At 67.5% G+C, this 19,633-nt stretch carries 18 protein-coding genes and 1 pseudogene; 12 read left to right on the forward strand and 7 right to left on the reverse strand.

Features of this window, described 5'->3' with window-relative positions; all coding sequences use genetic code 11:
- Positions 1 to 91 precede the first annotated feature (91 nt).
- The 3 genes from BU28_RS0112000 (at position 92) to BU28_RS0112010 (ending at position 2,846) form a co-directional block, all read left to right on the forward strand.
- The gene (locus BU28_RS0112000) at positions 92 to 967 is read left to right on the forward strand and encodes a dioxygenase family protein (RefSeq protein ID WP_028719701.1); all 876 of its coding nucleotides are present in this window, start codon (positions 92 to 94) and stop codon (positions 965 to 967) included.
- 68 nt (positions 968 to 1,035) lie between these two features.
- The gene (locus BU28_RS0112005; protein ID WP_028719702.1) at positions 1,036 to 2,208 is read left to right on the forward strand and encodes a muconate/chloromuconate family cycloisomerase; all 1,173 of its coding nucleotides are present in this window, start codon (positions 1,036 to 1,038) and stop codon (positions 2,206 to 2,208) included.
- Positions 2,209 to 2,210: 2 nt separating this feature from the next.
- Positions 2,211 to 2,846 (forward strand): glutathione S-transferase family protein, encoded by a 636-nt coding sequence (locus tag BU28_RS0112010; RefSeq protein WP_028719703.1) that lies wholly within the window; start codon positions 2,211 to 2,213, stop codon positions 2,844 to 2,846.
- Here BU28_RS0112010 and BU28_RS0112015 read toward each other — a convergent pair.
- From BU28_RS0112015 to repA, 7 genes and pseudogenes are all read right to left on the reverse strand, one after another.
- Positions 2,804 to 3,730, reverse strand: a complete 927-nt coding sequence (locus BU28_RS0112015; RefSeq protein WP_028719704.1) for a LysR family transcriptional regulator — start codon at positions 3,728 to 3,730, stop codon at positions 2,804 to 2,806. The genes BU28_RS0112010 and BU28_RS0112015 overlap by 43 nt on opposite strands.
- Before the next feature lie 320 nt (positions 3,731 to 4,050).
- Positions 4,051 to 4,214: pseudogene (locus tag BU28_RS24695) on the reverse strand (DNA-3-methyladenine glycosylase I); the annotation flags it as partial.
- Positions 4,211 to 4,504, reverse strand: a complete 294-nt coding sequence (locus tag BU28_RS0112020; RefSeq protein WP_028719705.1) for a YciI family protein — start codon at positions 4,502 to 4,504, stop codon at positions 4,211 to 4,213. The pseudogene BU28_RS24695 and the gene BU28_RS0112020, both read right to left, overlap by 4 nt.
- Positions 4,486 to 5,097: a TetR/AcrR family transcriptional regulator gene (locus BU28_RS0112025; protein WP_028719706.1), complete on the reverse strand. Its 612-nt coding sequence runs from the start codon at positions 5,095 to 5,097 to the stop codon at positions 4,486 to 4,488. Before BU28_RS0112025 ends, BU28_RS0112020 begins: the two co-directional genes overlap by 19 nt.
- 202 nt (positions 5,098 to 5,299) lie before the next feature.
- Positions 5,300 to 6,427 carry a plasmid replication protein RepC gene (repC, locus tag BU28_RS0112030; RefSeq protein WP_028719707.1) on the reverse strand — a complete coding sequence of 376 codons (1,128 nt, stop codon included), beginning with the start codon at positions 6,425 to 6,427 and terminating at the stop codon, positions 5,300 to 5,302.
- 186 nt (positions 6,428 to 6,613) lie between these two features.
- On the reverse strand, positions 6,614 to 7,522 hold the full coding sequence (repB, locus tag BU28_RS0112035) for a plasmid partitioning protein RepB (protein WP_028719708.1): 909 nt from the start codon (positions 7,520 to 7,522) through the stop codon (positions 6,614 to 6,616).
- Positions 7,522 to 8,715, reverse strand: a complete 1,194-nt coding sequence (repA, locus tag BU28_RS0112040; RefSeq protein ID WP_028719709.1) for a plasmid partitioning protein RepA — start codon at positions 8,713 to 8,715, stop codon at positions 7,522 to 7,524. The genes repB and repA overlap by 1 nt, the downstream gene beginning before the upstream one ends.
- Before the next feature lie 228 nt (positions 8,716 to 8,943).
- Between repA and BU28_RS0112045 the strand changes: the two genes are divergently transcribed.
- The 9 genes from BU28_RS0112045 (at position 8,944) to BU28_RS22825 (ending at position 19,630) form a co-directional block, all read left to right on the forward strand.
- On the forward strand, positions 8,944 to 9,183 hold the full coding sequence (locus BU28_RS0112045; RefSeq protein WP_028719710.1) for an AbrB/MazE/SpoVT family DNA-binding domain-containing protein: 240 nt from the start codon (positions 8,944 to 8,946) through the stop codon (positions 9,181 to 9,183).
- Positions 9,180 to 9,584 carry a type II toxin-antitoxin system VapC family toxin gene (locus tag BU28_RS0112050; protein WP_028719711.1) on the forward strand — a complete coding sequence of 135 codons (405 nt, stop codon included), beginning with the start codon at positions 9,180 to 9,182 and terminating at the stop codon, positions 9,582 to 9,584. Before BU28_RS0112045 ends, BU28_RS0112050 begins: the two co-directional genes overlap by 4 nt.
- A gap of 409 nt (positions 9,585 to 9,993) precedes the next feature.
- On the forward strand, positions 9,994 to 10,971 hold the full coding sequence (locus BU28_RS0112055) for an ABC transporter permease (RefSeq protein ID WP_028719712.1): 978 nt from the start codon (positions 9,994 to 9,996) through the stop codon (positions 10,969 to 10,971).
- Between the two features lie 4 nt (positions 10,972 to 10,975).
- The gene (locus BU28_RS0112060) at positions 10,976 to 11,905 is read left to right on the forward strand and encodes an ABC transporter permease (protein WP_028719713.1); all 930 of its coding nucleotides are present in this window, start codon (positions 10,976 to 10,978) and stop codon (positions 11,903 to 11,905) included.
- 8 nt (positions 11,906 to 11,913) lie between these two features.
- Positions 11,914 to 13,764: an ABC transporter ATP-binding protein gene (locus BU28_RS0112065; RefSeq protein ID WP_081791364.1), complete on the forward strand. Its 1,851-nt coding sequence runs from the start codon at positions 11,914 to 11,916 to the stop codon at positions 13,762 to 13,764.
- A gap of 84 nt (positions 13,765 to 13,848) precedes the next feature.
- Positions 13,849 to 15,057, forward strand: coding sequence for a cystathionine beta-lyase (gene metC / locus BU28_RS0112070; protein WP_051578155.1), 1,209 nt, complete (start codon positions 13,849 to 13,851; stop codon positions 15,055 to 15,057).
- Positions 15,054 to 15,782, forward strand: coding sequence for a maleate cis-trans isomerase family protein (locus BU28_RS22820; protein WP_051578156.1), 729 nt, complete (start codon positions 15,054 to 15,056; stop codon positions 15,780 to 15,782). Before metC ends, BU28_RS22820 begins: the two co-directional genes overlap by 4 nt.
- Before the next feature lie 54 nt (positions 15,783 to 15,836).
- Positions 15,837 to 17,936, forward strand: coding sequence for a hydantoinase/oxoprolinase family protein (locus BU28_RS0112080; protein ID WP_028719716.1), 2,100 nt, complete (start codon positions 15,837 to 15,839; stop codon positions 17,934 to 17,936).
- Positions 17,933 to 19,630 (forward strand): hydantoinase B/oxoprolinase family protein, encoded by a 1,698-nt coding sequence (locus tag BU28_RS22825; protein WP_036762771.1) that lies wholly within the window; start codon positions 17,933 to 17,935, stop codon positions 19,628 to 19,630. Before BU28_RS0112080 ends, BU28_RS22825 begins: the two co-directional genes overlap by 4 nt.
- The last annotated feature ends 3 nt before the right edge of the window (positions 19,631 to 19,633 follow it).

Raw genomic sequence — 19,633 nt, forward strand, 5'->3', positions numbered from 1 at the left:
GCCAGCCTGCGCCCTGTCGAACAAAGCGACCGCGCATCCCCGCAACAGGGGCCGGCAGCAGCCGGACCGCGCGTCGAGGAGGAGGAAAAGAATGCGTAACGTCACCATCGAGAACGTCACCGACCTGGTGATCGGGTCGCTCGGCCAGCACGAGCCCATCCCGGAGCGCCAGCGCGAGATCATGACGGCGCTGATCCGGCACCTGCACGGGTTCTGCAAGGACGTGAACCTGACCCACGCCGAATTCATGCAGGCCTGCGACTATCTGGGCCGGGCGGGCGCGCTGTGTTCGCACAAGCGCCAGGAATTCATCCTGCTGGCCGACATCCTGGGCGTCGAGGTGCTGGTCGACATGCTGTCGAACCCGGTGCAGGGGAACGCGACCATCTCGACGGTGCTGGGGCCGTTCTTCCGCGAGAACGCGCCGGTCATGCCCAAGGGCGCCAGCACCGTGCAGAAGGCGTTCGAGGGGCAGGAAACCGTCTATGTCGAAGGCTATGTCCGCGACACCGAAGGCAACCCGATCCCCGACGCCATCGTCGATGTCTGGGAGGACGCCCCGAACGGGCTTTACGAAAACCACGATCCCGAGCAGCCCGACTACAACCTGCGCGGGCGGTTCGAGACGGACCGGAACGGGCATTACGCCTTTCGCGCCATCCGCCCGGTGCCCTACCCCATCCCCGGCGACGAGACGGCGGGCGAGTTGATCCGCTATATGGGGCATCACTGCATGCGCCCGGGCCATATCCACATGATGGTCAACCGCGAAGGCTATCGCCCGCTGATCTCGCAGATCTACGATTCCAGCAGCGAATACCTCGACAACGACTCGGTCTTCGCGGTCAAGGAGGAGCTGATCGGCGAATTCCGCAAGGCGCCGGAAGGGGCCGACACGGACTTGGTGCTGCGCTTCGACTTCGTGCTGCCCCGCCAGGAGGCGAGCGGCCGCGTCGCCGCCGAGTGACGGCACGGGGGCCGCGCCGCGCCGCGCGGCCCATCCGGCCACCCTTTGGGGACAGAAAAGGATCTGCCATGACCCAGCCCGCCGTCTACGACCTCGCCCAGGCCCTGCCGGACGCACCCGGTCGCCGCCAGTCCATCGCGGCCGTCGAAACCGTAATCGTCGACGTTCCGACGACGCGCCGCCACCGCCTGTCAAACACCGAGATCAGCGCCCAGTCCTATGTGATCGTCAGGGTCGTGCTGGGCGACGGCACCGAAGGCTGGGGCGAGGCCGCGACCCTGGGCGGGCCCCGCTGGGCCGAGGAAAGCGTCGAGGCGATCCGCGCCAATATCGACGGTTATATCGCCCCCGCCATCCTGGGCCGCAGCGCCCTGGAATTCGAGGCCAACGGCCTGCGCATGACCAGGGCCGCCAGCCGCAACAACGCGGCCCGCGCGGCGGTCGAGGCGGCGCTGTTCGACGCGGCGGGCCATTCGCTGGGCCTTCCCGCCAGCACCCTGCTGGGCGGCGTGGTGCGCGACCGGATCGAGGTGCTGTGGGCGCTGGCCTCGGGCGATGCCGACCAGGAAATCGACGAGGCGCGGCGCAAGCTGGCCGCGCGCGAACATCGCCGCTTCAAGATCAAGCTGGGCTTTCATTCCCCCGCCGACGACATGGCGCGGCTGACCCGGATCGTCGAGGCCCTGCCCGGCTGCGAGATCGTCTGCGACGTCAACCAGGGCTGGACCGAGGCGACCGCCATCCGCTACCTGCCGCGCCTGCAGGACCTGGGCGTCGTGCTGATCGAACAGCCGCTGCGCCCGGGCCTGCTGGCCGCGACGGCCCGCGTCGCCGCGCGCAGCCCGATCCCCATCATGATCGACGAGGCCGCCTTCACCGGCCCCGAACTGGTCGCGAACGGCATGGCCGCCGCCGGCAGCGTCTATTCGCTGAAGCTGGTGAAAAGCGGCGGGCTGATGGAGCTGAAGCGCGCCGCCGGCATTGCGCAGGCCTTCGGCATCGAGCTTTACGGCGGCTGCCTGCTGGAAACCAGCGTGGGCGCGGCGGCGCATCTGGCGGCGTTCTCGACGCTGCCGGCGCTGGAATGGGGCTGCGAGCATTTCGGCCCCCGCATCGTCCGGACCGACCTGGTACGAAACCCCATCGTCTTTCGCGATTTCCATGTCCACTGTCCGGCCGGGCCGGGCCTCGGCATCGCGATCGACCGCGACGCCCTGGCCGCGCTGGCGCGAAAGGGCTGACCATGCCGATCCTGCACTGGTCGCCGCGCTCGCCCTATGTGCGCAAGGCGATGGTGGCGATCCGGGAAAAAGGGCTTGCCGACAGGGTGACGACGCTGCGCACCCAGGCCGATCCGATGATCCCGCACCAGGGGCTGATGGCGGTCAACCCGCTGTCCAAGATCCCCACCCTGGAGCTTGAGGACGGCCGGTGCCTGTTCGACAGCCATGTGATCTGCCGCTGGGCCGACATGACGGGCGGCACCGGCCCGCGTCTGTTTCCCGACGGCGCCGCCGGGCTCGAGGCCGAGCGGGACGAGGCGCTTGGCACCGGGCTTCTGGACGTGGCGCTGCCCTGGCTGGTCGAGGCGCGGATGCGCCCCGAGGCGCAGCGCTCGGCGCAGATGATCGCGGTCTATCGCACCAAGCTGAACCGCATCGGCGACTGGCTCGAAACCCATGTGCCCCGGCTTGAGCAGCGGCCCTTCGACATCGGGCATCTCAGCATCGGGGTCGCGCTGAGCTATCTGGATTTCCGCTTCCAGGACGAGGGCTGGCGCGACGGACGCCCCCGGCTTGCCGCCTGGCACCGCGGCTTTGCCGCCCGGCCCTCGGTTCAGGCCGAGCCCTTTCGCGACGACCCCCGCCCCGCGACCTGAGCGTTGCGGGCGAATTTCCGGGTGACCTCCAGAAAGTTCATGACCTGGGGCGAACGGTTGTCCAGCCGGGCATGGACGGTCAGCCCGGTGCCGGGGTTGTAACCCGCATAGGGCCGATAGGTCACGCCGGGCCGGGTCGTCTGCGCCACGGATTCGGGTACCACCGACAGGCCCACGCCAACCGATACCAGGCTGATCGCGCTTTGGAAATCCTGCGTCAGCTCCAGCCGCCCCGGCGTGAAGCCCTCGCGTTCGCAGATGCCCAGCACCACGTCGGCATAGCTGGGCCGGGGTCGGCGCGGATAAAGCACGAAGGTCTGCCCTGCCAGGTCGGCGAAAGCCACCTCGGACAGGGCGGCCAGCGGGGAATTGTCCGGCAAGGCCAGGATCAGCCGTTCGCGGCACAGGGGTTCGCTGCGGAATTCCTCGTCCTTCAGTTCCGGCCGGGCCACGGCCACATCGATCTCGCGCGAGATCAGGGCAAGCTGCAATTCGGCGTTGTTCAGCGCCGAAAGCGCAAGCTCGACATCGGGATAGAACGAGCGGTAGGACTTGATCAGCGTCGGCAGCACCCCGTGCGAGGCCGAGCCCACAAAAGCGATCCGCAGCCGCCCCGCGCCCCCTGCCCCGACCAGCCGGGTTTCGCGCCAGGCCGCGTCCAGCGATGCCAGAATGCGGCGCGCATGTTCCTGAAACACCAGCCCGGCCTGCGTCAGCCGGATCTGGCTGCGGCTGCGGTCGAACAGCTGCACGCCCAGATCGGCCTCGAGCGCGGCGATCTGGCGCGACAGGGGCGGTTGCGCGATGTCAAGCCGGGTGGCCGCACGCCCGAAGTGAAGCTCCTCGGCCACGGCCAGGAAATACCGCATCCTGCGGAGCGCCATGATGTCCCCTCCCCCCAGAGCCGTCCCATCCCTGCCGACAGATACCGCGCCCCATCCCGCCCGCGCAACGGCAATGTCCCCTGCCCGCCGTGCCCGAGGCCTTCATGCTGCGGCAGGTATGCCATGATACCGCCCGTCCCGGCGCCACGGTGCGTGACAGCCGGCAACCGGTCGACCCCACATCATGAACAATCCGCCACCGCCATTCATCAGCACGGACGCTGCAGGGCCTTCCGTGCCTGATCGACCTCGGACCGCATGACGCAACCCTCTGCATGGTCGTTGATCGGCCTATTGCCTGCATGAAGGCATAAACCGTGGGTCCGCCAGCTCAGGCCCGACTGGAAGCTATCAAGGCAGAGCTTCTCAAACAGCGCGATGTCGTCGACCACCGGAAAGCCCCACTCCCGGTCGTGATAGGCTAGAAACTCGGGCAGCAGCGGCAGCGCGGGCGGCCGTCCGGGCCGGGAACGGTGCCGCTCATGACGGTGTCTTCAGGAAATCCAGCGCGGGCACCGTGCGCCTGGGGTCGATCTCGTGGGTTTCCGCCGTGACGATCCCCTGCGCGACGAAGGGATCGGCGGCGATGCGGGCGTCGTGATCGGCACGGCTTTCCCCGTGGGCAAGGATCGCGCCCCCGGCCGGGGGCTGCAGCGCGCCCACGCAAAGAAAGGCGCCATCGGCAAAGCCCTGGGCGATCCAGTCGTTATGCGCGGCCATGACGTCCGGCGCGGCGGCGCGGTTCTGGGCGAATTTCAGGATGGTGACGAACATGGGCGCTCCTTTTTGGCGGATGCAGAAATGTCCGGCAAGTTCGTCAGCCAGTGCTCGATGCCGGCCACCTCGCTGCCGATGAAGGATTCGTCCCGGAACGCCGTGGCCATCACCGCGACGCCCTGCGACCAGGACTGAAGATGCATCGCCAGCGCCGCGGCCCGGTCGCCGGCGCCAAGCGCCCGGAACTGCCCGGCAAGCCAGTCGCGGAACAGGCCGAGGATGTCGGCCGCCCTGCCCTGCGCATCGTGATCGAGCTTGGCGAGCTCCGAGCAGAGCGTGCCGACGGGACAGCCGAAGGCCATGATCCTGGCCCGGTTGGCGATCAGCATGCGGATGAAGGACAGGATCCGGTCGCGCGGATCGGCCCCATCCGCTTGCCAGCCGTCAAGCATCGCCCGTGTCTGCACCATGCGGCGTGTGATCACCGCCTCCAGGATGTCGTCCTTGGTCCTGAAGTGGTGATAGAAGTTGCCGCGCGAGATGCCCACGGCCGCCGCGATTGCGGCAAAGGAGGTGGCCTCGTATCCGCCCTCATAGAACAGGGCGTCTGCCTTTTCGACAATCAGGTCACGAGTGGATGGCGCGGTCATTGTAGGTCAGTTGTCCTAGATTGCGTCTGGCATAGGGCACGGGGCATCGAATCGTCAATGCCCTGCCGTCGGATGGGGTGCGTTGCCGCCCTGCCCTGCCCACTTGATGCAGCCAAGGATTTCTGTCCGCTGCGACGCGATGCCGGAGTGTTCCGCCAAGGCGCTGATCCGTGATGCCAGCGGAAAGTTGACGGCTGTCAACTCAGCCCCGCGCCATCTGATCGCTGCGCAACAGCGCCAGCACCATCGGTCCGGGCTGAAAGTCTCCGCCTGTCGCAAGCCGCCGCAGATAGGCGCCGGGGCTTCGGATGCGGTCCGCGCGCTGCAGGATGCAGGCCAGCGCAATCGCCCGGTTTTGCGCACCCAGGTGCTGACCCGCCTGCCGCCAGGTTTCCGAGGTTATTCCCAGCATGGGATGCACGAAGCTGGCCAGCGCGTCCAACTGGTGCCAGTGCCGGATCGGGTCGGGACTGTAGTCCTGGATCTCGGGGGCCGCCTTCAACACGATCTCCAGCGGCAGCGTCTCCGTTTCTGGCGTGGTCTGCGCCGGTTCAGATTCAAAGGATTCAGGGTTTGTATTATAATGGTGCCGCTCATTCTGGCTGTCATTGCCGCCCATTTCTGGCGTGTTCGGCAGCGCGGCCAGGATCTCGTCGCGCAAGGAACGCAGGCCCCCCGCCAACCGCGACAGCGCCTCGGCATCCAGTTTCCGCCGCAGCATCGGCTGCAGGGCAGCCAGACGGGCGCGCTGGTCGGCGGTGATGTCCGCAGCGGCGTCTGCCATGTCCAGGATCTTGGTCAGGTCGCGCATCAGCAGGATGACGGTCTGGCGGGCGTGGCGGACTTGTCGCGCCGTTTCGCGTGCCGCTTCGGCGGCGGCGGCGATCTCATCGGCCCGCAGCAGCAGCGGCCGCAGGTCAAAGCCGAAGACGCGGTCGATCTGGCCGCGGCCGTCGCGCATGGCATAGCGCTTGCCGTTCGGGCTGTCGTGGCGCAGCACGATCCCCGCGTCGACCAGCGCGGCGAGGTGCCGGCGCAAGGTGCTTTCCGGCATCCCGTGCAGGCGCGCGCCCAGGCTGGCGTTCGAGGGGAACACCGTCAGCGGTCCATCGACCAGCTTGCGGTCGGGATGAAAGGACAGCAGCGCCGACAGAACCGCAAGGTTGCGGTCCGTCAGACCAAAGGCCGCGCGGGCCTCGGTCAGATCCTGCAGGACGGCCCATTTGTCCGCAGGGTCCAGACGGGTAGGCGCCTCGGCCAGCGCGTGGTGCGCCAGCAGGCCAGCCGTCACCGGCCGCCGCCCGAAGGGCGTCGTGGAAATATGCCTCATTCGTGATCTCACAAGGCAACAGAATTGCATCCGCCGGGGACCGACGCTGTTGACAGCTGTCAACGATTGCCGCTATCTTCGAGGTGCTAGATCGAGAAGCGGCCCTTCGGGATGTCATGTCCTGGGGGGCTTTTCTTTTGCCGTGCCGTGCCTCCTTGTGTTGCCGTTATGCTGTCCGTCCCGCAATCAACTCCGGCTTTTCAGCCAGTTGCGGTGAACCTCGTCCAGGTGATCGACCAGCCAGTCCGCGAAATCGCGTCCCTCGGTACCCAGTTCGATCACCGTCTTTGTCTTGCCTTGCCGCACATGGCCCAGCACCGTGCCCTGATCGTCGCGCAGGGTGCGCGCGGGCCGTGGGGCAGGGGGGGCGCTGACGGCGGCGAACACTGCGGCAAAGCGCGTGTCCGAATCGGACCCCTGCGCCGCGGCGACCAATTCGGCCAAGGGGCGGCTGCGCGCCTTTTGCGCCAGCGCCAACCAGCGGTCGCGCCCGGCCGACGGCGCGGCGCCGATGGCGCGGATCAGCCGTTCCGGCACCGCCTCGGTCACCGACAGCATCCGCGAAATCACCGTCTTGTCGATCGACAGCGCATCGCAGACCAGCTTGCGGTCATAGCCGGCGGCCGTCATCTGCCGGGCGAAGTTCGCCTTTTCGATAAAGCTCAGGTCCTTGCGGGCCGAGTTTTCCTGTCCCTGCGCCACCACCAGGTCGCGGTCGTTCAGGTGGCGCACCATCGCCTTGACCGGCAGGCCCAGCAGCCGCAGCGCCGCCACCCGCCGCCGGCCGAAGACGACGTCGTAGCGGCCCTCGAAATTCGGCGAATGGCGCAACAGGACCGGCACCTGCTGGCCGTATTCCCGGATCGAATCCATCAGCGCCTCGATGCCGCTCGGATCGTCGTCCAGCCGGTCCTCCAGGCCCGCATTGTCGATCAGCCCGGCCGGAACCTCGATGATGGCGCGGCTTTTCAGTTCGTTGATCGACTTCGACACCGCGCCGATGGCGCCGCGGTCCGAACGGGGCAGGGGGGTGCGCGCCTCCTCGGGGACGGGGGGCGAGGCCATCAGGTTCTTGAGCAGGTCCTTGCGCGCCATTATCCCCCCTTGCGGCCCCAGGCCGCCTGTATCAGGCCCTCGATCTCGCCATTGACGGCGTTCAGGCTTTCCATCGCGCGCTCATAGGTGGCGCGGGTGAACTGGCCTTTTTCGACTTCGTACAGCGTCTGCTTGGTGATCCCCGCATCCGAAATCGCGGTGGATTTCAGCACCGGATGGTTCAGCACATGATCGCCGAACATCGAGCGCATGAAGCTGACCATCTGGTTCTGCGGCCCGTCGCCCGGCTCGTAGCGGGTCACGACATAGCGCATCCAGTCGTAATCCATGCTACCGCCCGCCTCGGCGACCACGCCCAGCAGGTTCGAGGTCATCAACAGGAACTGGCACATGGACATCACGTCCAGCATCTGCGGATGTACGGTGACAAGGATGGCGGTGGCGGCCGACAGCGCGGACATGGTCAGGAACCCCAACTGCGGCGGGCAGTCGATCACCACGACATCGTAATCCGCCTCGACTTCGGCGAGAACGTCGCCAATCCTGGTAAAGAAGTAGTTACCCGAGCGTTCGCGCAACGCCATCGGCGTCGTATGCTCGAACTCCATCAGGTCGAGGTTGCCGGGAATCAGGTCGAGGTTCGTGAAATAGGTGTGCTGGATCACCTGCCGCAGCGGCACCGGGTCGTCGTAGCGGATCGCATCATAGATCGTGCCGCCGTCGCGCAGGTCGAATTCCGGCTGCACGCCGTGCAGGGCCGACAGGCTGGCCTGCGGGTCCAGGTCGATGGCAAGGACGCGATAGCCGTCCAGCGCCAGCTTTTGCGCCAGATGCGCGGCGGTGGTGGTCTTGCCCGACCCGCCCTTGAAATTAATGACGGTGATGACCTGCAAATGGTCGCCCGCGCGCCGGCCTGGCAGATAGGTTCCAGCGGATTTCGCCCCCTTTTCAAGCAGTTCTCGCAGCGCCTGAATGTCGGCCGGCGTGTAATAACGCCGCCCGCCGGCCCGCGTTTCGGGCGAGGGGCCCTTGCCCTCGAGGTCCAGCTTGCGCAGATAGGCGTCCTTGACGCCCAGAAGGTCCGCCACCTCGCCCGAGGTGAAGCGCCGCAGCTCGCGCCGCGCATCCGGCGGAAACAGCTGTTCGCGATGCGCCTGCAAGCGTTCGGACAGGGCGGCGGCATGGTCGCCGACCAGCTTGTCGATGCGTGTCTTTGGCCCGGCACTGCCCATGTCGGTGTCCTTTGCTCGTTCCGGGGCGGTTGTTGTTACGCTTTGACCCGTCTTATTCTGTTTATGCCGTAAATTAATCGGCGCTTTTTTCGATTCTGACAAGCAACTTTCACCGCCAAGCGCCCGATTTTATTCCCATAAGGGCGGTCGCTTCAGGGCAAGGCCTTGATCTGGCAATGCGTTCTTGCTATATGCAAGGAGGATCAGCCAAATGCATTGTGAACCGTCATGTCCGAATCCAGCGTCACCATCAAGGGCCAGACCACGCTGCCCAAGGCGGTGCGGCAGGCCCTGGACCTGTCGCCCGGCGACCGGCTGCGCTATGTCATCCTGGACGACGGCCAGGTGCGGCTGATGCGCAGGGTGCCGGTGGCTGGACTGGCCGGGCTGTTGCGCCGTCCCGGACAACCCGCCCTGACGGTCGAGGACATGGACCGCGCCGTGGCCGAGGGCGCGCGCGACGCATGATCGCGCTGGACACCAATGTCCTGGTCCGCTTCCTTGTCCAGGACGATGCGCAGCAGGCGGCGCAGGCCAACGCGGTCTTCGCCGCCCTGACCGAAGCCGAGCCCGCCTTTCTGTGCCGCGAGGTTCTGGCCGAACTGGTCTGGGTGCTCGAGCGCGCCTATCGCCTGCCGCGCGCCGATATCGCCGGCGCCATCGACGGCTTGCTGGCATCGCGCGAGATCGTGGTCGAGCAGGCCGACCGGGTGGGGCTTGCCAACGACCGCTATCGCCAGGGCGGGGCTGGGTTCTCGGACCAGATGATCGCGCTGGCCGCGCGCGAGGCCGGCTGCGCCGCGGTCCTGAGCTTTGACCGGCAGGCGATCTCGGGCGCCGGGATGACGGCCGTTCCCGCCCCGGCCTGAGGAGGGCCTGCCCCGGACATTTCCGCCATGGCGATCCAGTTCCGCCTGGGGCCGAAGCGCGGGTCGGGTGACGCGACGCCGCGCCGGCATTCTTCTGGCGCCTCACGAGCGCTTCCCATGAACCGGCGGGATCAGGCGGTTCATGTCCGAGCTTTCCGACACCGCCGCTCCGACCCTGCGCCGTCACCCTGGTCTTCATGGTGCCGACGGCCTGCGGAGGCATAAAAAAGCACAGGTGCGGCGCCTAAAAAGAACATAAAAAAACTATTGCATGCAATCGAATCTGTACTGATACTGAAAAAACCAGAAGCATCTTGCCGCGGTCGGCAAAGGCAGCCCACTTCGGACAGCGAAGGGGCAGGCAGAGTGCTCGCGACTCCACCTCCTGTCCGTGGGGAGTAACAGGGATATGATTGCTTTCATCCTGCGCCGTGTCGCGCAGGCCGTTCTGGTCATGCTTGTCATGACGATCATCGTCTTCATCGGCGTGAATGTGATCGGCAACCCGGTCGACATCATGATTTCGCCGCAGGCCGATCTGGCCGAGCGTCAACGGATCATCGCCGAGCTTGGTCTGGATCAGCCGATCTGGCGGCAATATCTGAATTTCGTCGGCGGGCTGCTGAACGGCGATCTGGGCGTCAGCTACGTCTACAACCGCCCCTCGCTGGACCTGATCCTGGAACGCCTGCCCGCGACGCTGGAACTGGCCGCGACCGCGATGGTCATCGCCATCGTCATCGGCATTCCGGCGGGACTTTACGCGGGGCTTTATCCGCGCGCGGTGCTGTCGCGGCTGCTGATGGCGGCCAGCGTGCTGGGGTTTTCGCTGCCGACCTTCTGGGTCGGGCTCCTGATGATCATGGTCTTCGCCGTCCACCTGGGCATCCTGCCCAGCGGCGGGCGCGGCGATACGGTCCGCCTTCTTGGCATGCAATGGTCGATCTTCAGCCATAACGGGCTGGCCTATATCATCATGCCCGCGCTGAACCTGGCGCTGTTCAAGACCTCGCTGATCCTGCGCATGACGCAGGCCGGCGTGCGCGAGGTGATGCCGCAGGATTACGTCAAGGTCGCGCGCGCCAAGGGCCTGAGCCCGGCGCGGGTGGTCTGGGTACATGTGCTGAAGAACGTCATGATCCCCGTGGTCACCATCATCGGGCTGGAGTTCGGCTCGGTCGTGGCCTTTTCGGTGGTGACGGAAAAGATCTTCGCCTGGCCGGGGATCGGCAAGCTGATCATCGACAGCATCGGCTCGCTCGATCGTCCGGTGATCATCGCCTATCTGATGATGATCGTGGCGCTGTTCGTGCTGATCAACCTGATCGTCGACCTTCTCTACATCCTGCTCGACCCCCGGGTCAGGACCGCAGGCGGACGGAGCTGAACCCGTGTCGGATAACGTCAATCCCATCGTCGAAGCCCCCGCCCTGCAAGAGGGCAGCGCCCTGGCCGTGGCCCGCAAGATCCTGCGCGACCTGATCCGCTCGCCCGTGGCGGCGGTGGCGCTGGTCGTGACCGTCGCGATCTGTCTTGTCGCGGTCTTCGCGCCCTTCATCGTGCCGCAGAACCCCTATGACCTGCAGCAACTCAGCGTGCTGGACGGGCTTCAGCCGCCGGGGGGTGCGCCGATGATGGGCGGCTATACCTTCATCCTGGGCAGCGACAGCCAGGGCCGCGACATGTATTCGGCCATCGTCTACGGACTGCGCATCTCGTTGCTGGTGGGGCTCGCCTCGGCGGTGTTCGCGGCGCTGGTCGGCGCCTCGCTGGGGCTGATCGCGGCCTATGCCGGCGGGCGCACCGAAACCGCGATCATGCGGCTGGTCGATCTGCAGCTGTCCTTTCCGACCATCCTTGTCGCGCTGATGATCCTGGCCTTTCTGGGCAAGGGGGTCGGCAACGTCATCCTGGCGCTGATCATCGTCGAATGGGCGACCTTCGCGCGCACCGCGCGCGCCGCCGCCCTGGTCGAGATCCGCAAGGAATACATCGCCGCCGCCGAGACCATGGCGCTGTCGCATTGGCGCATCCTGACGCGGCATCTGCTGCCCAACTGCATTCCGCCGCTGATCGTCATCGTGACCATGCTGGTCGCCCGCGCGATTTCCCTGGAAGCGACGCTGTCCTTCCTGGGCGTCGGCGTGCCGATCACCGAACCCAGCCTGGGGCTGCTGATCTCGAACGGCTACGAATACATGTTCGCGGGCCATTACTGGCTCAGCATCTTCCCCGGCATCGCACTGCTCGTCACCATCCTGTCGATCAACCTGGTCGGCGACCGGCTGCGCGAAATCCTGAATCCGCAGAACAATGCCTGAGGTGGCCCATGTATGACCAACCGCCGCCCGCCGCAGAGCGTCGTGCCGATGCGGTGACGAATCCGGTGCTGCGGGTCCGGAACCTGACGACCGCCTTTCGCCGCGATGACATGTGGACCGAGGTGATCCGCAACATCTCGTTCCACATCGACCCGGGCGAGACCCTGGCCGTGGTGGGCGAATCCGGTTCGGGCAAAAGCGTCACCGCGAATTCGATCATGCGCCTGCTGCCGCAGCATTCCAGCCGCATCACCGGCCAGGTCGAATTCGCCGGCCGGTCGCTGCTGGAACTGCCCGAAAGCGCGATGCGCCGCATCCGCGGCAACGAGATCGGCATGATCTTCCAGGAGGCCGGGCTGAACCCGACCTATACCGTCGGCTTCCAGTTGATCGAGACCCTGCGCCAGCACCGCCGCATGGGCCACGCCGAAGCCAGGGCCGAGGCGACCCGGCTGCTTGAGCGTGTGCGCATCCCGGCCGCCGCGCGGCGGATGGCGGACTATCCGCACAAGCTGTCGGGCGGGATGCGGCAGCGGGTCTCCATCGCCATGGCCATGGCCTGCAAGCCGCGCCTGCTGATCGCGGACGAGCCGACCACGGCGCTGGACGTGACCGTCCAGGCGCAGATCCTTGAACTGATCAAGCAACTGCAGGAAGAAGAGGCGATGTCGGTCCTGTTCATCACCCATGACATGGGGGTGGTGGCGGAAATCTCGGACCGGACGCTGGTGATGCTGCGCGGCGATTGCGTCGAGACCGCGCCCACCGCCGATCTGTTCCGCGCCCCGCGCGCGGCCTATACCCGGCGGCTCATGGCGGCGGTGCCGGTGCTGGGGGCGATGCAGGGGTGCGACACGCCGCAGCCTTTTCCCCGGCTCGATCCCGAAACCGGCCGGCCGGCGCCGGCGGCCGAGCAGCCCCGAACCGTGCGGGCCGACCAGCCCCCGGTGCTGGAGGTCGAGGACCTGGTGGTGCGCTTCGACCTGCGCGGCGGCTTGATGAACCGGGTCTCGGCGCGCGTCCACGCCGTCGAGGGCGTCAGCTTTCACGTCATGCCCGGCGAAACCCTGTCCATTGTCGGCGAATCCGGCTGCGGCAAGTCCACCACCGCGCGGGCGGTGATGCGGCTGCAACAGCCCGGCGCGGGCCGGATCCGCGTCGCGGGGCAGGATATCTCCAGGCTCGACGGCAAGGGGCTGGTGCGGCTGCGCCGCGATTGCCAGATGGTGTTCCAGGACCCCTATGCCAGCCTGAACGGGCGGATGAAGATCGGCGACGCCATTGCCGAGCCGATCCTCCAGCACGCCATCCTGCCGCGCGCCCAGGTGCGGGCGCGGGTGGGGGCGCTTCTGGAACAGGTGGGGCTCTCGGCGGATATGGCGGGGCGCTATCCGCACCAGTTTTCGGGCGGCCAGCGCCAGCGCCTCTGCATCGCACGCGCCCTGGCCTTCGAGCCGAAACTGATCGTCGCGGACGAGGCGGTGTCGGCGCTGGATGTCTCGATCAAGGCGCAGGTGGTCAACCTGATGCTGGAACTGCAAGCCAGCCTCGGCCTGTCCTTCCTGTTCATCAGCCACGACATGGCCATCGTCGAACGGCTCAGCCACCGCGTTGCCGTGATGTATCTGGGCCGCATCGTCGAAATCGGCCCACGCGCCGCGATCTTTGACCACCCGGCGCATCCCTATACCCGCCGGCTGATCTCGGCCGTGCCGGCGACCGATCCGACCAACCGCCATCTGCGGCGCGATTTCTCCGCCTCCGAGATCAGCAGCCCGGTCCGGGCCCTGGACTATCGGGTGCCGGACCTGCCGATGCGGCAGGTCGGTCCGGGCCATTTCGTCCGCGAACCGGAATGAACGGGCAGGGGTCGCCCGCAGCCATGACCGCCGGAGGCCTCATCCGGTCCCGGCTGCCTTTTGAACGCTTCAGGGGATGCTTCCATGAAGGATGACGACAAGAAAGCCAGCGGCGCGCGGACGGTCGAAACCACGCTGTGCCACGTCGGGCGCCGCTCGGCCGAGCATCACGGCGCGGTCAATACGCCGGTCTATCGCGCCTCGACCATCCTGTTTCCGACCCTGGCGGACCATGCCGACCGCAAGTCCAGGCCGGTGCGCTATGGCAGGCGGGGCACCCCCACCAGCCAGTCGCTGGAAGAGGCGGTGTCGGTGCTGGAGCAGGCGGCGGGAACCGTGCTGGCGCCCTCGGGCGTGTCGGCGATCTCGGTGGCGCTGCTGGCGCATGCCCGGCCCGGCGCGCATTATCTGGTGGCCGACAACGTCTATGGCCCCTGTCGCGCCTTTTGCCAGGACGTGCTGGCGCGGCTGGGCGTGCGGACGGAGTTCTTCGATCCGGCCATCGGGGCGGGGATCGCCGCCCGGATCGGCGAACGCACCCGGCTGATCTGGATGGAGGCGCCCGGTTCGCAGACCTTCGAGATGACCGACATGCGCGCCATCGCCGCCGTCGCGCGCGATCACGGCGTCATGACCGTGGCGGACAACACCTGGTCGGGGGGGCTCTTCTGCCAGCCTCTGGCGCTGGGGGTCGATGTCTCGGTCCAGGCCGGGACGAAATACCTGTCGGGCCATTCCGACCTGATGATGGGAACCCTGGCCTGCGACCAGGCCGCGCTGCCGCTGATGCGCGACATGGCGGCCAGCATGGGGCTGTGCGTCGGGCCGGACGACGCCTTCATGATGCTGCGCGGCATGCGCACGCTGCCGCTGCGGCTGAACCAGCATCAGGCCGGCGCGCTGAAGCTGGCGAACTGGCTGCTGACCCGCCCCGAGGTGATCCGCGTCATGCACCCCGCCCTGCCGCAGGACCCCGGCCATGCGCTGTGGCAGGACCAGTTCAGCGGCGCGTCGGGCCTGTTCGGCTTTGTCATCCGCGACGTGCCGCGCCCGGCGCTGGCCGCGATGATGGACGGGCTGGACCTGTTCGGCATGGGCGCAAGCTGGGGCGGCTATGAAAGCCTGCTGATCCCGACCGATCCGCGTCCGCATCGCAGCGCGACCGAATGGGCGGCGGGCGGGCAGACCATGCGCATGCATGTCGGGCTGGAAAACCCCGATGAGCTGATCGACGACCTGGACCGCGGCTTTGCGCGCATGGCCGCCGCCTGCGCCACGGGAGGCGCGGCATGAGACATGCCGATCTGCGCCGCATCGGGCTGATCGTTCCGGCGGGCAACATGGCGCTGGAATGGGAATTCTCGCGCTATCTGCCGCCGGGCTTCGCCTTCAACACCGCTCGCGCGGTGCGCCGGACCGACGCCGGGCTCGACTTCGCCTCGCTGCTGGAGATGGGCGATGAGGCCTTGCCGGCGGCGCGGTCCCTGATGCGGACCCGGCCCGAGGTCATTCTTTACGGTTGCACCTCGGGCAGCTTCATCGAGGGCTCGCAGGATATTCCGATCCGCATCGCCTGCGAAACCGACACGCATTGCCTGACGACCGCGGGGGCGGTGCTGGCCGCGCACGAGGCGCTTGGCGCGCGCAACGTCGTGCTGATCACCCCCTATCCCGACGCGGTCAACCACGCCGAGATCGCGTTCCTGAAGCAGGCGGGCGTCGTCGTGAACCTGTGCGACAGCCTGCCCTGCGATGCGGATCATCCGATCGGCGCGGTCTCGGACGCCGAGACGATGGCGCTGGCCTTTCGGCACGCCGATGCCATCCGCGAGGCGGATGCGCTGTTCATCAGCTGCACCAACCTGCTGACGCTGGACCGCATCGCCACGCTCGAGGCGCGGCTGGGCCGCCCGGTCATCTCCTCGAACCTGGCCTCGCTCTGGGCCGTGCTGCGCCATCTTGGCCATGACGCATGGCGCGGGCCGAACTGGAGCCTGATGGCCGCCGGCCGGTCCTGACATTCCCTTCCGGCCGACTGCGCCGAACCGCTTGACACTCGAACCGAGGTTTCCATGAAATCACCCTATGCGCCCCGCCTTGCCGTCGATATCGGCGGAACCTTCACCGATGTGGTTCTGGAAACGGCGCCCGGCGAATTCCTGTCCGGGAAATATCTGACCACCCATGCCGCCCCCGAGCAGGCCGTGATGACCGGGGTTTCCGATCTGCTGCAACGGTCGGGAACGCCTGCCGAGGCGGTCGGCGTCATGGTCCACGGCACCACGCTGGCCACCAATGCGCTGATCGAGCGCAAGGGCGCGAAGATCGCGCTGATCACCACGCGGGGCTTGCGCGACTCGCTGGAAATCGCCTTCGAGCACCGTTTCGAGGTCTCCGACCTCTATATGGTTCGGCCCGAGCCGCTGGTGCCGCGCAACCTGCGGCTTGAGGTGACCGAGCGCATGGCGGCCGATGGCTCGGTCCTGCTTGACCTCGACGACGCCAGCGTTGCCGCCCTGGTCCCGCTCCTGCGCGAAAACGGCATCGAGGCTGTGGCGGTCTGCCTGCTGCATTCCTATGCCAATCCGGCGCACGAGGCGCGCGTCGGCGCGATCCTGCGCGCGGCCATGCCGGAACTGCGCATCACGCTTTCGGCACGCATCTGCCCCGAGATGCGCGAATACGAACGCGGCTCGACCGCCTGCGCCAATGCCTATGTCCAGCCGGTGATGGAAGGCTACCTGCGCCGTCTGGAAAGCAGCCTGCGCCAGATCGGCGTCGGCTGCCAGGTGATGCTGATGATGTCCTCGGGCGGGCTGACCAGTCTGGACATCGCCTGCGAACAGCCGATCAAGCTGGTCGAATCCGGCCCGGCGGGGGGCGCGGTGCTGGCCTCGCAGATCGCGCGCGAACTGGGGCTGGACAAGGTCATCGCCTTCGACATGGGCGGCACCACCGCCAAGCTGGTGCTGATCGACGACGGCGCGCCGCAGCGCAGCCGCCATCTTGAGGTGGCGCGGGCCTATCGCTTCCTGCGCGGCAGCGGCATGCCGCTGCGCGTGCCGGTCATCGACCTGGTCGAGATCGGCGCGGGCGGCGGTTCGCTGGGCGGGGTCGATGCGCTTGGCGGCGTGTCGGTCGGGCCGGAAAGCGCAGGGTCCGAGCCGGGGCCCGCGTGCTATGGCCGTGGCGGTCTGCGTCCGGCGGTGACCGACGCCGATCTGGTGGTCGGCAAGATCGATCCCGAAGGCTTTGCCGGCGGCAGCTTCCGCCCCGACGTGGCCCTGGCCCAAGCCGCGCTGTCGGGCCACATCGGCGATCGCCTGGGCATGGACGTGCGCGGCGCGGCGGTCGCGATGATCGAGGTCGTGGACGAGAACATGGCCAATGCCGCCCGTGTTCATGCCACCGACAACGGCGTGGAACTGGAAGGCCGCACCATGATCGCCTTTGGCGGCGCCGCGCCCATGCATGCCGCCCGCATCGCGCAAAAGCTGCGCATCGAGCGCATCGTCATCCCGCGCGGCGCGGGCGTCGGCTCGGCCCATGGCTTCCTGATGGCCCCGGTCGCCTATGAGGCGGTGCGCACCCGGCTGATGCTGCTGGGCGGCATCGACCGTGGCGCGCTCAGCGCCGTTCTGGACGAGATGCGCGACGAGGCCTCCGGTTTCGTCCGCAGCGTCCTGCCCGCCGACCAGCCGCTGACCGAGGAGGCGACGCTTTACGTCCGCTATCGCGGGCAGGGGCACGAGGTGCAGATCGCATTGCCGCAGGGCCTGCCCGAGATGGACATCCAGGCCGAGATCCGCAGCCGCTTCGAGGCGGAGTATGTCCGCCATTTCGGCCGCATCATCCCCGGCATGGACATCGAATGCCTGACCTGGACGCTGACCGTGTCGGGGCCACGGCATCCCGCCGCCCCCGCCCTGGGGGACGCCGCCGCCCAGCCCGCCCCCTCGGCCCTGCGCAGCCACAAGGTGATCGACCTTGCCACCATCCAGGAGTTGACGGCGGAGATCCACAGCCGTCCCGACCTGGCCCCCGGCACCATGCTGCAAGGCCCGGTCCTGATCACCGAAGCCGAGACCAACACCACCGTTCCGCGCGGCTTTGCCGCCCGCATCGACGCGCGCGGCAATATCATCCTGACCGCCGAGGAGGCCGCCCAATGACCGCAGCCATCAAGACCATCCAGCTTCAGATCGTCTGGAGCCGCATGATCGCCGCAGTCGAGGAACAGGCCCGCAGCCTGATCCGCGCCGGCTTTTCGACCTCGACCCGCGAGGCTGGCGACGTGTCGGCGGGCGTGTTCGACGTTCGCGGCGACATGCTGGCGCAAGCCGTGACCGGCACGCCCGGCCACATCAACTCGATGGCGAATTCCGTGCGCCATTTCCTGGCCGAATTTCCGCCCGAAACCATGGCCGAGGGCGATGTCTTCATCACCAACGATCCGTGGAAAGCGACCGGCCACCTGTCCGACCTGACGGTGGTGACGCCCGTGTTCCGGGCCGGGCGCATGATCGCGCTGTTCGCCTGCACCACCCATGTCGTCGATATCGGCGGCAACGGCCCCTCGCCGGAATCGCGCGAGGTCTATGGCGAGGGACTGTTCATTCCCATCATGAAGATCGCGGATCGCGGCGTGATGAACGAGTCGCTGCTGCGCATCGTGCGCGCCAATGTCCGCGAGGCTGCGCAGGTCGAAGGCGACATTTTCGCGCTGGTCTCGTGCAACGATGTCGGTGCCCGCCGCTTGCTGACGATCATGGACGAATACGGCCTGGACGATCTCGAAAGCATCGGCGCGGAAATCCTGGCCCGGTCGCGCAAGGCGATGATCGAAGCCATCGGCAAGCTGCCCAAGGGAAGCTGGAAGAACAGCATCACCATCGACGGCTACGAGGAGCCGATCACGCTTTGCGCCGAGGTGACCGTCGGCGACGAAGGCATCCACATCGACATGGAGGGCACCTCGGGCCCGTCGCGCTTTGGCATCAACTGCCCGATCTGCTATGCCGAGGCCTATGCCTCGTTCGGGGTGAAATGCCTGGTCGCGCCCGGCCTGCCGAACAATGCCGCGACCCTGGCCTGCATCACCCTGAGCGCGCCCGAGGATTGCATCGCCAACCCCAGGTTCCCCCGCCCGGTGGTGGCCCGGTCGACCATCGGGATGTTCCTGCCCGATCTGGTCTTCGGCTGTCTGGCGCAGGCGCTCGAGGATCGCGTGCCCGCAGAAAGCACCGGCACGTTGTGGAACATCCGGCTGGCGGCGGCGGCTTCCGACAAGGCGCCGGCCTTCATGGTCACCAGCTTCCATTCCGGCGGCACCGGCGCGCGCCCGGCGCTGGACGGGCTGTCGGCGACGCCCTTCCCCTCGGGCATCCGCAACGTCCCGGTCGAGGTCACCGAGTCCATCACCTCGCTGGTGGTCTGGCGCAAGGAACTGCTGGCGGATTCCGGCGGGCCGGGCCGCCAGCGCGGCGGGCTGGGGCAGGTGATGGAGATCGGCAACCGCACGGGCGAGCCGCTGACCTTCTTTGCCCGGTTCGAGCGGGTGGTGAACCCGGCGCGGGGGCGCGAAGGCGGCGATCACGGAGCGCGCGGTCGGGTGTCGCTGGCCTCGGGCGAGGCGCTGAAGGCCAAGGGTACCCAGACCATCCCGGCGGGCGACCGCGTCGTCATCGAGATGCCGGGCGGCGGCGGCTACGGCCCCGCGACCGAGCGTCCGCTGGATCAGATCGCGCGGGATGTTGCCCTGGGCTATGTCACGCCCGAAAGCGCCGCGCAGGATTACAAGGCCGTGGTGTCGCCGGCGGGTCGGATCGACGCGGCGGCGACCGCCCGGCTGCGGGCGCGGGGCTGACCA

The organism is Paracoccus yeei ATCC BAA-599 (assembly GCF_000622145.1).
GTDB classification, from domain to species: Bacteria; Pseudomonadota; Alphaproteobacteria; order Rhodobacterales; family Rhodobacteraceae; genus Paracoccus; species Paracoccus yeei.

What these genes read in the sequence shown, in the direction of transcription:
- BU28_RS22820 (WP_051578156.1), top strand. Translation starts at nt 15,054, where the DNA reads ATGAGACATGCCGATCTGCGCCGCATCGGGCTGATCGTTCCGGCGGGC.
- repA (WP_028719709.1), bottom strand. Translation starts at nt 8,715, where the DNA reads ATGGGCAGTGCCGGGCCAAAGACACGCATCGACAAGCTGGTCGGCGAC.
- BU28_RS0112080 (WP_028719716.1), top strand. Translation starts at nt 15,837, where the DNA reads ATGAAATCACCCTATGCGCCCCGCCTTGCCGTCGATATCGGCGGAACC.
- BU28_RS0112065 (WP_081791364.1), top strand. Translation starts at nt 11,914, where the DNA reads ATGTATGACCAACCGCCGCCCGCCGCAGAGCGTCGTGCCGATGCGGTG.
- BU28_RS0112055 (WP_028719712.1), top strand. Translation starts at nt 9,994, where the DNA reads ATGATTGCTTTCATCCTGCGCCGTGTCGCGCAGGCCGTTCTGGTCATG.
- BU28_RS22825 (WP_036762771.1), top strand. Translation starts at nt 17,933, where the DNA reads ATGACCGCAGCCATCAAGACCATCCAGCTTCAGATCGTCTGGAGCCGC.
- metC (WP_051578155.1), top strand. Translation starts at nt 13,849, where the DNA reads ATGAAGGATGACGACAAGAAAGCCAGCGGCGCGCGGACGGTCGAAACC.
- BU28_RS0112045 (WP_028719710.1), top strand. Translation starts at nt 8,944, where the DNA reads ATGTCCGAATCCAGCGTCACCATCAAGGGCCAGACCACGCTGCCCAAG.
- BU28_RS0112020 (WP_028719705.1), bottom strand. Translation starts at nt 4,504, where the DNA reads ATGTTCGTCACCATCCTGAAATTCGCCCAGAACCGCGCCGCCGCGCCG.
- BU28_RS0112025 (WP_028719706.1), bottom strand. Translation starts at nt 5,097, where the DNA reads ATGACCGCGCCATCCACTCGTGACCTGATTGTCGAAAAGGCAGACGCC.
- BU28_RS0112015 (WP_028719704.1), bottom strand. Translation starts at nt 3,730, where the DNA reads ATGGCGCTCCGCAGGATGCGGTATTTCCTGGCCGTGGCCGAGGAGCTT.
- BU28_RS0112000 (WP_028719701.1), top strand. Translation starts at nt 92, where the DNA reads ATGCGTAACGTCACCATCGAGAACGTCACCGACCTGGTGATCGGGTCG.
- BU28_RS0112050 (WP_028719711.1), top strand. Translation starts at nt 9,180, where the DNA reads ATGATCGCGCTGGACACCAATGTCCTGGTCCGCTTCCTTGTCCAGGAC.
- BU28_RS0112010 (WP_028719703.1), top strand. Translation starts at nt 2,211, where the DNA reads ATGCCGATCCTGCACTGGTCGCCGCGCTCGCCCTATGTGCGCAAGGCG.
- repC (WP_028719707.1), bottom strand. Translation starts at nt 6,427, where the DNA reads ATGAGGCATATTTCCACGACGCCCTTCGGGCGGCGGCCGGTGACGGCT.
- BU28_RS0112005 (WP_028719702.1), top strand. Translation starts at nt 1,036, where the DNA reads ATGACCCAGCCCGCCGTCTACGACCTCGCCCAGGCCCTGCCGGACGCA.
- repB (WP_028719708.1), bottom strand. Translation starts at nt 7,522, where the DNA reads ATGGCGCGCAAGGACCTGCTCAAGAACCTGATGGCCTCGCCCCCCGTC.